Here is a 13,514-nt window from a genome sequence, read left to right as displayed (position 1 = left end):
GCAACCTGTCCACCGACAAGACAAGGAAACCAACAACATGCAAGAGACAACCATCCCCGCCATTTCGCGCCGCGGCCTGCTGCGCCTTTCCATCGGCGGCACCGCCATGGCCTCGCTGCCCGGCATCGGATGGGCCGCGACCGGCGCTGCGGCACCGGTCTTCGCCGACGGCCTGCCGCGCAGCCGGCCCGAGGCGCAGGGCATTTCGCCCGCTGCAATCCTCGCCTTCCTCGACGATGCGGAGCGCGGTGCGTTCGAGCTGCACGGCTTCATGCTGTGGCGCAACGGCCATGTGGTGGCCGAGGGCTGGTGGGACCCCTACAAGCCCGAGCGCCGGCACATGACGCACTCGCTCACCAAGAGCGTGACCGTGTGCGCAGTCGGCATGGCGATTGCCGAGGGCCGGTTCGGCCTGGACGACAAGGTCGTCTCCTTCTTCCCCGAACACCTGCCGCCTACCGTGAGCGCCAACCTCGCGGCGATGACGGTGCGCGACCTGCTGACGATGCGCACCGGCCACGAGTCGATGGTGTCGGGCTCGGTGTGGCGGCCGATCCGCACGAGCTGGATCGCGGAGTTCTTCAAGATCCCGGTGGTCCACACGCCCGGCAGCAAGTTCGTCTACACGAGCGCGGCGACCTACATGCTGTCGGCCATCGTCACCAAGACCACGGGGCAGTCGACGGCCGACTACCTCAAGCCCCGCTTCTTCGATCCGCTGGGCATCACCGGCTACGAATGGGACGTGGGCCCCGAGGGCATCTCGCCCGGTGCCAACGGCCTGAGCTGGAAGACGGTCGATTCGCTCAAGCTGGGCATCCTGCATGCGCAGAACGGGGTGTGGAACGGCAAGCAGATCCTCACGAAGGAATGGGTGGCCTCGGTGCACCAGCCGCACACCAAGGACCGCTACGGCTACCAGTGGTGGCTGGGCCAGCACGGGGCCTACAACGCCGACGGATTGTTCGGCCAGTATTCGGTGGTGTTCCCCGAGCAGAACGCGGTGCTCGCGCTCAACTCGGCGCTGCCGCCGAAGGCGGGCTTCAACGCGGGCATCCTCTACAAGCACTTTCCCGCGGCATTCGGCAGCGCGACGGCGGCCAGCGAGAAAGACCACGCCGTGCTGAAGAACCGCACGCGCACGTTGCAGCTGCTGCCGCCAGTGAAGCCGACGAGTTCACCCGTGGCCGCGAACGTCTCCGGCGTGCGCTTCGACTTTCCCGAGAACGCGGAGAAGGTGAAGTCGATGCGCCTCGACTTCACGGGCGACACCTGCATCTTCACGATGGAAGACGAGCGCGGCACGCACAAGGTGCAGGCCGGTTTGAAGAAGCCTTTCGAGGGCGACACCACCATCACCGGCAACAAGCTGCACCACGAGTACCAGCCCGACGTGATGCGCGTGGTGGCCAGCGGTGAGTGGCGCGACGCGCGCACTTTCGTCATGACCTGGACCTTCGTGGAGTCGGCGTTCCGCGACACGGTGGAGTGCCGTTTCTCGGGCCCCTACATGCGCTTCGATCGCAGCGTGAACGTCAATTCCAGCGCGACCGAACTGCCGACGCTCACGGGGACGCGCGCGAAGGCCTGAACGCCTGAACGCGCGCCCGATCACCAGCCGTGGAAGCGGCCCCAGGGCTGCAGCGCGCCGTCCTCGGCCAGCGCCTGGTACTCGGGAAACTGCGCACCGGTGGCGCATGCGTGGTTGGGCAGGATGCGTAGGCGCGTGCCGATCGGAAAGCGCGTGGCGATGTCCGTGTCCGGTGCGCCCTCGCGCGACAGGATGCCGTGCTCCTGGTTCGCGCCGCTGAGCACGTAGCCGTCGAGCACCGCGCCGTCGAGCCCGCATGCCTGGCCGTAGCCGTAGTCGCGCTTCTGCTTCTGCGTGCCGCGGTCGCGGCTCATGGCCATCCAGCCCGCATCGACGATGGCCCAGCCTTTCTCGACCTGGTGGCCGATGACGGTGGTGAGCACGCTCAGCGCGATCTCGTCCGTGCTGCAGACGCCGACGTTGCGCATCACGAGGTCGAAGAACACGTAGACGCCCGCGCGCACTTCGGTCACGCCGTCGAGGCGCTCGGCCATCAGCGCCGTGGGTGTGGAACCCACGCTGACGACGGCGCAGGGCAGGCCCGCATCGCGAAGCCGCTGTGCGGCGCGCACGCAACCGGCGCGCTCCTGTTCGGCCATGGCCTTGAGCGCTTCGGGCGTGTCCAGGTCGTAGCTGGAGCCGGCGTGCGTCATCACGCCGGCCAGGCGCATGCCGCCGTCGTGCAGCACGCGGGCAACGTCGAGCAGCACCTCGTCGTCCGGACGGATGCCGGAGCGGTGGCCGTCGGTGTCGACTTCGATCAGCACGTCGAAGGCCTCGCCGTTCGCGCGGCCGAACTCCGCAATGGCGCGCGCCGAGGCCACGCCGTCCGTGATGATCGACAGCGCGCAGCCGCGGCGGCGCAACTCGAGCGCATGCGGCAGCCGGTGCGCCGCCATGCCCACGGCGTAGAGGATGTCGGTGAAGCCCGCGGCGAAGAACTGCTCGGCCTCCTTCAATGTGGAAACGGTGATGCCTTGCGCGCCCGCGTCCTGCTGCGCACGCGCCACGTCGATGCACTTGCTGGTCTTCACATGCGGGCGGAAGCGCACGCCGAGCGCGTTCATGCGCGCCTGCATGCGCGCGATGTTGTGTTGCATGCGCGGCTGCTCGACGATGGCGGCGGGCGTGTCGATGGTGGCGAGGGTGAGGGCGTTCATGGGAGTCGTCCGTTCAGGAAATCGAAGCGAAGGATTGGAGCCAGGGCAGCGCGGGCGCAAGCGTCGGGGCCTGCTGCTCGGGCGGCGGCGCGCCGTTCGGCAAGGCGAGCCCCACGCGGTTGTGCCAGAAAGTGCGCAGGCCCACGGCCGAGGTGCCGAACATGTCGTAGCCCGAGCCGGCGACGAAGGCGGCTTCGCTCGCCGGCACGCCCAGGCGGTCGAGCGCCATGCGGTAGGGGCGCGGGTCGGGCTTGTAGAAGCCGGCTTCTTCCGAAGTGACGACCACGTCCCAGTCGATGCCGAGCAGGGCCGCCGCGCGATGGCCGAGCCGCTGCGAGCAGTTGGTGACCACCGCGAGCTTGCAATGCGGCTTGAGTGCCTGCAGCAGCTCGCGTGCGCCGTCCCAGGCGGGCAATTCGTCCCAGTGCGCTTCGAGGGCATCGGGTGCGGTGCCGGCCATGCCGGTGTTGCGGGCGGCGTCTTTCACCAGTTGCTCGTAGGGCACGTAGGCGCCGCAGCCGTAGGTGAGGCGCAGGTATTCGGCGCGCCACGCGCGGCCTTTTTCCTCGGAGCCGGCGGCGGCGTTCCACACGGTCCACGAGTCGAGCAGGGCGGTGAGCAGGTCGAAGAGCACGGCGCGCGGGTAGGCGCTGGCGGGAGCGAGGGTGGCGACGGGGGCTTGTTGCATGACCATGGACTGTACGTTTCCAGACCGTCGTTGTGCTTCAATGCACGGTCATCAATCGTTCAGCACAGCTTAATGATCCAGATCGAAGACATGCAACTCGCGGCCGCCCTGCTGCGCGAGCCTTCCCTGAGCGCGGCGGCGCGCTCACTCGACGTCACGCCGCCCGCGCTGTCGATGCGGCTGCGCAAGCTCGAAGCCACGCTCGGCCTCTCGCTGGCGACCCGTACCGCACGGCGGTTGAGCCTCACGGCCGAGGGCGAGCGCTTCGCGCGCGAGGCCGCGGCGCTGCTCGGGCAGATCGAGGGCCTGCGCGAATCGATGCAGCGCGACGACCGCCGCCTCACAGGCACGCTGCGCGTCGCCGCGCCTTTCGGCTACGGCCGGCAGTACGTGGCGCCGATGCTCGCGCGCTTCGCCCGGCTGCACCCGGGCCTGCGCATCCAGTTCGACCTGCGCGAGACGCCGTGGCCCGACCGGCACGATGCCGACGCGATCATCCACATCGGCACGGTGCGCGATTCGTCGTGGGTCGCGCGAACGCTGAGCGCCAACGAGCGCTGGCTGTGCGCGAGCCCCGAGTACCTGCGCGCGCGCGGCACGCCCCGCGTTCCGCGCGACGTGATGGTGGGGCACGATTGCATCGTCATCCGCGAGAACGACGAAGACGTCACGCTGTGGCATGTGCGCCGAGCCGCGAAGCCGAAGGCACAGCGCCGCGCCGGCGCGCGCGAAACGCTGCGCATCGCACCGGCCTTCGTGACCAACGACGGCAGCGTGGCCCGGCATTGGGCCGAGCAGGGCATGGGGTTGGTGCTGCGCTCCGAATGGGACGCGGCGGACGCGATTGCACGGGGCTCGCTGGTGCGGGTGCTGAAGGACTGGGAGTTCGACAGCGCGCCCGTCGTGTTGCTGGTGCCTACCCGCAAGGGGCGGACGGCGCGGGTGCAAGCGCTGATCGAATTTCTGGAGGCTAGCTTCGGCGGTTCGCCGTAGGTCACGGGACCCGGTCGCCGTCGCGCACCGATTCGACGGCGCCGTTATAGAACCGCACGATCCCGAGGAAGTTGCCCTGGCCGCGGTGGTAGGTCCAGTCTTCCATCGGGACGCACTGCTGGCTGATGATCTGCCGCGTGCCGCCGCCGCGCGCGCCCGGCGCGACGATCACTTCGACCTGGGGCCGGTTGACGCAGACGATGTCCTTCAGGACCGGCTCGCCGCATTTGTTGAGCACGGAGAACTTCGATTCGCCGACACCTGCGAGAAAGCCGCCGCAACTGAGCGATTGCGCGGACGCGCCGCCCGGTTGCAGGGCGGCGAACAGAAGCGCAGTCGAGGCGAGGGTGCGCAGGGCGATGTTCATGGCTTTGAAGGATTGAAAAAGCCCCGACCGGCGGGGCTTTTTCTGGCGGATCAGCCGACTTCGGCGATCAGCTCGATCTCGACGCAGGCGCCCATCGGCACTTGCGCCACGCCGAACGCGCTGCGCGCATGCGCACCCTTTTCGGGGCCGAAGACCTCGGCGAAGAATTCGCTCGCGCCGTTGGTCACGAGATGCTGTTCGGTGAAGGTGCCGACCGAGTTCACGAGGCTCATCACCTTGACGATGCGCTTGACCTTGTTGAGGTCGCCCACGGCCGCGTGCAGCGTGCCCAGCAGGTCGATGGCGATGGCGCGTGCGGCCTGCTTGCCTTCCTCGGTGGTGATGTTCACGCCGAGCTGGCCGGCCCAGACCTTGCCGTCCTTCTTGGCGATGTGGCCCGACAGGAACACGAGGTTGCCGGTCTGCACGAAAGGCACGTAGGCGGCGGCGGGGGCCGAGACCGGGGGCAGGGTGATGCCGAGGCTGGAAAGTTTGTCGTAAACGCTCATGGAGACTCCTTGTCTTGGGATATCGATTGTGTCTGGCTTTGCGGCGCGAGCTGGACCACTTCCCCCACCGGCTGCACGGTCACCCCGACACGCAGCGTGTGCCTTGCGCCGCCATGGAGTACGCCGCGCATCGGCGAGACGTCGGAGTAGTCGCGGCCGATGGCCAGCGTGACGTAGTCCTCGCCCGGCTGGCGGCCGTTGGTGGGATCGAAGTCGGCCCAGCCGCCGGCGCCGTCGCCGTCTTCGTTCTCGCCGGGCAGGTACACCGACACCCACGCGTGCGAGGCGTCGGCGCCGACCAGCCGCGGCTGGCCCGGCGGCGGCTGCGTGAGCAGGTAGCCGCTCACGTAGCGCGCGGGCAGGCCCAGCGTGCGAAAGCACGCGATCATGATGTGCGCGAAGTCCTGGCACACGCCCTTGCGCTGGGCCAGCGCCTCGACGGCGGGGGTGTTGATCTCGGTGCTGTCGGCGTCGTAGTCGAAGTCGCGGTACATGCGCTCGGTGAGGTCCATCGCCGCGTCGAAGGTGGGACGCCCGGGCACGAAGCTCGCGCGCGCATAGGCGGCGAAGTCGTCGTGGCGCGGCACGTAGGGCGAGGGAAAGACGAACTCGGAGGCCGCGTCGAAGGTGGCGTCCTTGCGGAAGCGGAAGCGCTCGCGCACCGCCTCCCAGGGCAGCTCGCGCGCGATGGCGCCCGAGAGCACCGGCACCGAGGTATCGACCACGCTCTCGGCCGTGACCACCAGCCGGTCGTGCGTGGCCTCGAGCGCGAAGAAGGCGCGCGTGTTGCCGTAGACATCGGGCAGCTCGCCGCGCTGCGCCGGCGGCGGATCGATCGTGAGCAGGTGGCTCACGAGCCGCTGCGAACCGGTGGCCAGCGGCTTCAGGTGGGCCAGGTGCTGCGCCGTCTCGACCGGCGGTGCGTACTCGTAGCGGGTTTCGTGGGTGACGTGCAGCAGCATGGTGTTGTCGGCAACCGCTTCTTACTTCGACGCGGCGCCGAAATGCGACGCGTAGATCTTCGCGTAGGTGCCGTCGGCCTTGATGTCCGCGAGGCCCTTGTCGATCTTGGCCAGGAGCTCGGCATTGCCCTTCTTCACCGCGATGCCGTATTGCTCCGACGGAAAGCCCGCATCGCTCACTGTCTTGAAGCCGCCCGCGGCGTTGTTCGCAAGGTAGTGCGCCACCACACCGTTGTCCGCCACCACGGCTTGCACACCGCCGGCTTCGAGTTCCTTCAGCGCGAGCGGGGTCGATTCGAAACGCTTGATGGCGGTGCTCGACTTGCCCAGCAGCTTGCCCACCACCTCGTCGCCGGTGGTGCCGTTCTGCACGCCGACCTTCAGCGTCTTGATGTCGTCGAACTTCGCGACCGGCGAATCGCTCTTCACCGCGATGAGCTGCCTGGCCTCGAAGTAGGGCTGCGAGAAGTCCATGGTCTGGCGGCGCTCGTCGGTGATGGTGATGGACGACACCAGCAGGTCGCGGTCGCCCTGGTCGAGCGAATTGAAGATGCCTTCCCACGGCGTATTGACGAACTTCACCTCGATGCCGGCCTTCTGCGCGACGGCCTTCACCACGTCGATGTCGAAGCCCACGACCTCGCCCTTTTCGTTCTGCGATTCGAAGGGTGCGTAAGCCGCGTCGGTGCCGACGACCAGCACGCGCGCCGCGGCGGGTGGTGGGGGCGCTGAAGCGGTGGCGGGCGCGGCGGCTTCCTGCTTGCCGCAGCCGGCGAGCGCGAGGCCGACGAGCAGTGCGGCGGCGGAGAGTGCGAGACGGCGGTTGATGGCGATGCCTGACATGGAAATGCCTCCTTCGAAATATCGTTGTCGAATCGATCAGGCTCCGACGGAGCGCAGCGATTCGGATGTGAGCGTGAAGTAGCGCGTGCCGATGGCGTCCGACACATGGTAGGCGGCCGTCTCGCAGTTGGCGAGCAACTGGATCAGCGCGGAATAGCTCGCGTCCGGCCCCGCGGCGCACAGGTGCTCGAGTGTCCAGGTGGCCGGATCGGGCAGTTCGTACGACAGCGCGGTGAGCTTGCCGGGCGCGCTGCCCGCGAGCCGGGCAATGCGTCCGCGCAGGGTCTGCGTGACCCAGGCCAGTGAGCGCGGGTTCTCCGCATCGAGCACCAGCAGGTCGACCAGCGTGGCAACGTCGCGCCGCTGCTGGTAGCGCGCGTGGAAGGTGATGGTGCTGTCGAACAGCGCCACCATCGCCTCGAAGCCGCTGACCTCGTGCACCGCGCCGTTGTCGAAGCCGACTTCGAGCGCGTTCGACAGGAAGCCCAGGCGCTCGATGTGGCGGCCGATGGACAGCAGGCGCCAGGCGTCGTCGCGCGTCATGCGGTCGGTCTGCGCGCCGGTCATGGCGGCCAGCGCGGTGCTGGCGGATTCCAGCGCGCGCAGCGCGGCGCTGGCGGCAAAGCTGCCTTCGCCGGCCTGCTCTGCGGCACGGCGGAGGAAGTCGGCCTCGGCGCGCACGATCTGGTTCCAGTTGTCCTGCGAGAGCCGCTCGCGCACCGCCGCCGCGGCCTGCCGGATGCAGCGCAGGCTATAGCCGACGCTGCCGCCGCTGGCGACATCGCCCAGTTCTGCCACCAGGGCACGCTCGAACACCCGGCGCGACTGCGGTGCGCTCGGCGCCTCGGCCGGCACCAGCGCATTGCGCACGGCCATGCGGTGCAGCCATTCGAGCAGCGGGCGCGACGACTGGTCTTCGCCGCCCAGCAGGTTGAGCGTGAGACGCGCGAGGCGCACCGCGTTCTCGGCGCGTTCGGTGTAGCGGCCGAGCCAGAACATGTTTTCCGCCGCACGGCTGGTGACCGGCGCGCGGTGCCGCGCGAGCGAGGCCGGCGTGGCGTGCGGCTGCAGCAGCGTGGTGCGATCGACCTCGCCGTGCGTCTGCACCCACACGTCGGCACTGCTGCCGCCGCGCTGCATCGAGGCGATCTGTGCGTCGGCGCCCGCGAGCCGGGCGAGGCCGCCGGGCAGCACGCGCCACGACCGCGCGCCGTCGCTCACGGCGAACACCCGCAGGAGCACCGCACGCGGTGCGATGTGGCCAGGACCGAGGTCGCTCGCCCAGGTGGGAATCTGCGACAGCGGCAGGTAGCTCTGCACCGTGTGGGCGTCGCCTTCGCGCACGATGCGGCCGGCCCACTCGTCGAGTTCGCGCCGCCCCAATTGGCTGCCAAGCACCGCATCGAAGCTCGTGCGGCCGTCGATGCCGGGGTAGGTGGGCTTGATGAAGCAGTCGCCCAATTGCGGCAGCACCGCCTCGAGCGCGGCGCGTTCGCCGCACCACCAGGTGGGCAATGCCGGCAGCTTGAGCTTCTCGCCGATCAGCCGGCGCGCGAGGCCCGGCAGGAAGCCGAGCAGCGCGGGCGATTCGAGGAACGCCGAGCCGGGCATGTTGGCCACCAGCACATTGCCGGCGCGGATCGCCTGCAGGAGGCCGGGCACGCCGAGCGTGGAATCGGGGCGCAGCTCCAGCGGGTCGAGGAACTGGTCGTCCAGCCGCTTGATGAGGCCGTGCACCGGGCGCAGGCCCTGCAGGGTCTTCAGGTAGAGGCGCTGGTCGCGCACCGTGAGGTCGCTGCCCTCGACCAGCGTCACGCCCAGGTAGCGCGCGAGGTACGCGTGCTCGAAGTAGGTCTCGTTGTACGGGCCGGGCGTGAGGAGGGCGATGTGGGGCGGCACGCCGGCCGGGCACATGCGCTGCAGGCCGTCCATCATGGCGCTGTAGGTGGCGGCCAGGCGCTGCACGTGCAGCGCCTCGAAGGCCTGCGGAAACTGCCGCGTGATGGCCAGCCGGTTCTCCAGCAGGTAGCCCAGGCCCGAGGGCGCCTGGGTGCGCTGCGACACCACCCACCAGTTGCCGTCGGGGCCGCGTGCGAGGTCGAAGGCCGCGATGTGCAGCCAGGTGTCGCCCGGCGGCTTCACGCCGTGCAGTGCGCGCAGGTAGCCCGGATGGCCGCGCACCAGCGCCGGGGGAATGAGCCCTTCGCTCAGCAACTGCTGGGGGCCGTAGACATCGGCCATCACCCGGTCGAGCACGCGCACGCGCTGCAGCACGCCGGCCTCGATCTGGCTCCAGCTCTCGGGCGAGACGATCAGCGGAAACAGGTCGAGCGACCAGGGCCGCTGCGGGCCGTTGGTGGCATCGGCGTAGACGTTGTAGGTGACGCCGTTGTCGCGGATCTGCCGCTCCAGGCTGACCGCGCGGCGTGGCAGGTCGTTGAAGCCGCCCGGGCCGAGTTGGTCGAAGAAGGCGTTCCAGGCGGGTGTGAGCGGTGGGGTTTCGCCGGGCACCGCCGGTTGCTGCGACTGCGATTGGCCCTGGGACTGCGATGCGGAAGACGAGGACTGCGATTGAGATTGCGTGGCCGCCGGGCGCTCCGTCGCCGCGTCGTACAGCAGCGGGGCACTTGCCGCCGGGGCCGTGCCCGGCGATGCGGGTCGCAGAGGCGCCGCCGGCGTGGCTCCGCCACGCAATTCATCGAAGTGGCCGGGCAGGGCGGCCGGCGCGAGCGTCGACGCCAGGGCCGCTGGAAACTCCAGGGCCTGGGCGTCGAACAGGGATTCGTTCAAGGGTTCCACAGGGGAGGATTGTCACACTGCCGTCACGGGGGAGCCGTTCGGGCAGTGTGCTAAATGGCCCCTTATCGCCGCAGATCGAGGGTGAACGGGAATTCGCGGCTGCCCGGCAGCTCGATGGTGGCCGGCGGCGTGCGCATCAGGCCGGGCGTGTGGCCCATGCGCGTGAAGCGCGAATGCCGACGGCTCTCGGCCTCGTAGGCGTTGACCGGGAAGCTGTCGTAGTTGCGTCCGCCCGGGTGGGCCACGAAGTACTGGCAGCCGCCCAGCGAGCGCTTCATCCAGGTGTCGACGAGGTCGAAGGTCAGCGGCGCATGGGCGCCGATGCTCGGGTGCAGGGCCGAAGGCGGATTCCAGGCCTTGTAGCGCACGCCCGCGACGAATTCGCCGGTGACGCCGGTGGGCTGCAGCGGCAGCACCTTGCCATTGACGGTGACGACGTGGCGGCTCTCGTTCAGGCCCGTCACGCGCACCTCGATGCGTTCGAGCGACGAATCGACATAGCGCACCGTGCCGCCCGCCGAGCCTTCCTCGCCCATCACGTGCCACGGTTCGAGCGCGTTGCGCAGCGACAGCTCCACGCCCATCGCCTGCATCTGGCCCACGAGCGGGAAGCGGAACTCGAAGTGCGGCGCGAACCAGTCGGGGTCGAACGCGAAGCCGGCCTGGCGCATCTCGCTGATGACGTCGTCGAAGTCCATCTTCACGAAGGTCGGCAGCAGGAAGCGGTCGTGCAGTTCGGTGCCCCAGCGGGTAACGGGCGCCTTGTAGGGCTCGTCCCAGAAGCGGGCGACCAGCGCGCGGATCAGCAACTGCTGCGCGATGCTCATGCGCGCATGCGGCGGCATCTCGAACGCGCGCAGCTCCAGCAGGCCCAGGCGGCCGGTGCTGGAATCGGGCGAGTAGAGCTTGTCGATGCAGAACTCGCTGCGGTGCGTGTTGCCCGACACGTCGATCAGGATGTTGCGCAGCGTCCGGTCGACCAGCCATGCGGGCATGTTCTGGCCGTAGATCTCGCGGTTCTTCGCGATTTCCTTCAGGGCAATTTCGAGCTCGTAGACCTGGTCGTTGCGTGCCTCGTCCACGCGCGGCGCCTGGCTCGTCGGTCCGATGAACATGCCCGAGAAGAGGTAGCTCAGCGACGGATGGTTGTGCCAGTAGAGCAGGAGGCTCGCGAGCAGCTCGGGCCGGCGCAGGAACGGGCTGTCCGCCGGCGTGGCGCCGCCCATCACGAAGTGGTTGCCGCCGCCGGTGCCGGTGTGGCGGCCGTCGGTCATGAACTTCTCGGCCGACAGGCGCGTCTCGAACGCGGCGTTGTAGAGGAACTCGGTGTGCGCGACCAGTTCCTTCCAGTTGTGGGCCGGATGGATGTTGACCTCGATCACGCCCGGGTCGGGCGTGACGGCCAGCATCTTCAGGCGCGGATCGCGCGGCGGCGGATAGCCTTCCATCACGATGCGCATGCCCAGTTGCTGCGCGGTGGCCTCGACGGCCGCGACGAGGTCCAGGTAATCCTCCAGGCGTGCGAGCGGCGGCATGAAGACGTAGAGCACGCCGGAAGCGCTGCCCTTCTTCTCGGCCGACGGACCGTTGGCGCGGCGTGGGTCGCGCACCTCGACGCACAGCGCGGTGCGCGTGACCCAGTGGGCCGATTCGCCGCGCAGGGGCTGGCGGGTGGCGGGCGTGGCCGTGACATCGTCGGCGGCACGCGCGGCCGCCGCGGCATCGGTGCTCGCTGCGTCGCCGGGGCTCTGCATGCGCAGCGATGCGGGCACCACCGGCGGCGTGCCGAAGGTGTAGGGCACATCGCCGAGGTTCGCACCGGCCCCACCGGCCGCGCCCGTGCTGTAGCGCGCACGGTAGTCGGCCGCGCTCGGCAACGCGCCGCGCGGCGCGGTCGGGTCGCGCTCGATCAGGTAGGGGTAGTCGCCCTTGCTTGCCCACGGCTGCGAGTCGAGCGGCAGGCGGTAGCCCATGGGCGAATCGCCCGGAATGAGATAGAGGCGGTCGTCGCGCAGGAACCAGGGGCCGGTCTTCCAGCCGGGGCCGGCGAGTGCGGGGGCATCGCTGTTCGCGTTGCCGGGCTCGATGGGCAGCATGTAGCCGATCACCGCATCCAGCTTCTGCGTGAACACGCGGCGCAGGCGCACGCGTTCGAGTTCGTCGTCCAGCTTCGATTCGAACGGGTCGACGTTCACCGGCAGGCGGCGTTCGCGCCAGAGGTAGTAGTAGATGTCCTCGTAGCCGGGCTGGATGTAGCGCTCGCTCAGGCCGAGGTTCCGCGCCAGCGTGGTGGTGAAGCGTTGGGCGTCATCGCTCGTGTAGTGCGTGGGGAAGCGCTCGTCGGCGAAGAGCGCCGGGTCGTGCCACAGCGTCTGGCCGTCGGCGCGCCAGAAGATCGACAGCGCCCAGCGCGGCAACTGCTCGCCCGGGTACCACTTGCCCTGGCCGAAATGCAGGAAGCCGCCGTTGCCGTATTCGGCGCGCAGCTTGTGGACGAGTTCGGTCGCGTAGCCGCGCTTCGTGGGACCGAGCGCGTCGGTGTTCCATTCGGGCGCGTCGCGGTCGCTGGTCGCCACGTAGGTGGGCTCGCCGCCCATCGTGAGGCGCACGTCGCCGGCCTTCAGGCGTGCATCGACGGCATCGCCGAGCGAGAGCACCTCTGCCCACTGTTCTTCGGTGTAGGGCTTGGTGACGCGCGGTGATTCGTAGATGCGCGTGACCTTCATCTCGTGGCCGAACTCGACCTCGGATTCGTCCACGCCGCCTTCGATGGGCGCGGCGCTCGACGGCGTCGGCGTGCAGGCGAGCGGGATGTGGCCTTCGCCGGCCATGAGGCCCGAGGTGGCATCGAGGCCGATCCATCCGGCGCCCGGCAGGAACACCTCGCACCACGCATGCAGGTCGGTGAAATCGACCGTGGTGCCGCTCGGGCCGTCGAGCGCCTTCACATCGGGCGTGAGCTGGATCAGGTAGCCCGAGACGAAACGCGCGGCCAAGCCCATGTGGCGCAGCAGTTGCACCAGCAGCCAGCCGGAGTCGCGGCACGAGCCGCTGCCGTTGGTGAGCGTTTCTTCCGGCGTCTGCACGCCGGGCTCCATGCGGATGAGGTAGTTGACGTCCTTCTGCACCTGCTGGTTGAGGCCGACCAGGAAGTCGATGGTGCGCTGTTCCTTCCGGTCGATCTTGTCGAGGTAGGCCTCCACCAGCGGCGTGACCGGATCGGCCACGAGGTAGGGCGCGAGTTCCTCGGCCTGCGAGGCGGTGTACTTGAAAGGAAAGTTCTCGGCCTGCGGCTCGAGGAAGAAGTCGAAGGGGTTGTAGACCGCCATCTCGACCACGAGGTCGACGGTGACCTTGAATTCGCGTGTCTTCTCGGGGAACACCAGCCGCGCCTGGTAGTTGGCGAACGGGTCCTGCATCCAGTTGACGAAGTGCTCGGCGGGCTCGACCGTGAGCGAGTACGAGATCACATTGCTGCGGCAGTGCGGCGCGGGCCGCAAGCGCACGACCTGCGGGCCCAACTGCACCAGGCGGTCGTATTTGTAGTGGGTGACGTGGTGGAGTGCGGCGTGAATGGACATGCGTTTTTGTGTGCAGTACTG

Annotated in this window: 10 protein-coding genes; 2 read left to right on the top strand and 8 right to left on the bottom strand. The window is 69.0% G+C overall.

Translation table 11 applies throughout. From position 1 onward, the window contains the following. Window positions 1-37 precede the first annotated feature (37 nt). Window positions 38-1,591, top strand: coding sequence for a serine hydrolase domain-containing protein (locus J2W23_RS03370; RefSeq protein WP_307647678.1), 1,554 nt, complete (start codon window positions 38-40; stop codon window positions 1,589-1,591). 20 nt (window positions 1,592-1,611) lie between these two features. Here the strand turns inward: J2W23_RS03370 and J2W23_RS03365 are convergent, their stop codons facing one another. Together J2W23_RS03365 and J2W23_RS03360 are read right to left on the bottom strand one after the other, a co-directional pair. Continuing rightward, window positions 1,612-2,751: a DSD1 family PLP-dependent enzyme gene (locus tag J2W23_RS03365; protein WP_307647677.1), complete on the bottom strand. Its 1,140-nt coding sequence runs from the start codon at window positions 2,749-2,751 to the stop codon at window positions 1,612-1,614. 13 nt (window positions 2,752-2,764) lie between these two features. After that, a complete protein-coding gene (locus J2W23_RS03360; protein ID WP_307647676.1) occupies window positions 2,765-3,439 on the bottom strand; it encodes an HAD family hydrolase in 675 nt (224 codons plus the stop codon). A 72-nt stretch (window positions 3,440-3,511) separates the two neighbouring features. On the opposite strand from J2W23_RS03360, the gene J2W23_RS03355 reads away from it, so the two are divergent. After that, window positions 3,512-4,432 carry a LysR family transcriptional regulator gene (locus J2W23_RS03355; protein WP_176658361.1) on the top strand — a complete coding sequence of 307 codons (921 nt, stop codon included), beginning with the start codon at window positions 3,512-3,514 and terminating at the stop codon, window positions 4,430-4,432. A gap of 1 nt (window position 4,433) precedes the next feature. Here the strand turns inward: J2W23_RS03355 and J2W23_RS03350 are convergent, their stop codons facing one another. The 6 genes from J2W23_RS03350 to J2W23_RS03325 all read right to left on the bottom strand — a co-directional run bounded on the left by J2W23_RS03350 (window position 4,434) and on the right by J2W23_RS03325 (window position 13,493). Next, window positions 4,434-4,799: a DUF2845 domain-containing protein gene (locus J2W23_RS03350; protein ID WP_307647675.1), complete on the bottom strand. Its 366-nt coding sequence runs from the start codon at window positions 4,797-4,799 to the stop codon at window positions 4,434-4,436. Between the two features lie 50 nt (window positions 4,800-4,849). Beyond that, window positions 4,850-5,308: a RidA family protein gene (locus J2W23_RS03345; protein ID WP_042580499.1), complete on the bottom strand. Its 459-nt coding sequence runs from the start codon at window positions 5,306-5,308 to the stop codon at window positions 4,850-4,852. Continuing rightward, the gene (locus J2W23_RS03340; protein ID WP_176658359.1) at window positions 5,305-6,270 is read right to left on the bottom strand and encodes a transglutaminase family protein; all 966 of its coding nucleotides are present in this window, start codon (window positions 6,268-6,270) and stop codon (window positions 5,305-5,307) included. Before J2W23_RS03340 ends, J2W23_RS03345 begins: the two co-directional genes overlap by 4 nt. Window positions 6,271-6,291: 21 nt before the next feature. Then, window positions 6,292-7,113 carry a basic amino acid ABC transporter substrate-binding protein gene (locus J2W23_RS03335; RefSeq protein WP_176658358.1) on the bottom strand — a complete coding sequence of 274 codons (822 nt, stop codon included), beginning with the start codon at window positions 7,111-7,113 and terminating at the stop codon, window positions 6,292-6,294. A gap of 36 nt (window positions 7,114-7,149) precedes the next feature. Then, the gene (locus J2W23_RS03330) at window positions 7,150-9,912 is read right to left on the bottom strand and encodes a circularly permuted type 2 ATP-grasp protein (RefSeq protein ID WP_307647674.1); all 2,763 of its coding nucleotides are present in this window, start codon (window positions 9,910-9,912) and stop codon (window positions 7,150-7,152) included. Window positions 9,913-9,974: 62 nt separating this feature from the next. Continuing rightward, a complete protein-coding gene (locus J2W23_RS03325) occupies window positions 9,975-13,493 on the bottom strand; it encodes a transglutaminase family protein (RefSeq protein WP_307647673.1) in 3,519 nt (1,172 codons plus the stop codon). Window positions 13,494-13,514: the final 21 nt, after the last annotated feature.

This window comes from Variovorax boronicumulans (assembly GCF_030812215.1).
Classification (GTDB): Bacteria; Pseudomonadota; Gammaproteobacteria; order Burkholderiales; family Burkholderiaceae_C; genus Variovorax; species Variovorax boronicumulans_C.
The sequence above is the reverse complement of the archived record's forward strand: the minus strand, read 5'-3'. Positions and strand labels throughout refer to the sequence as shown.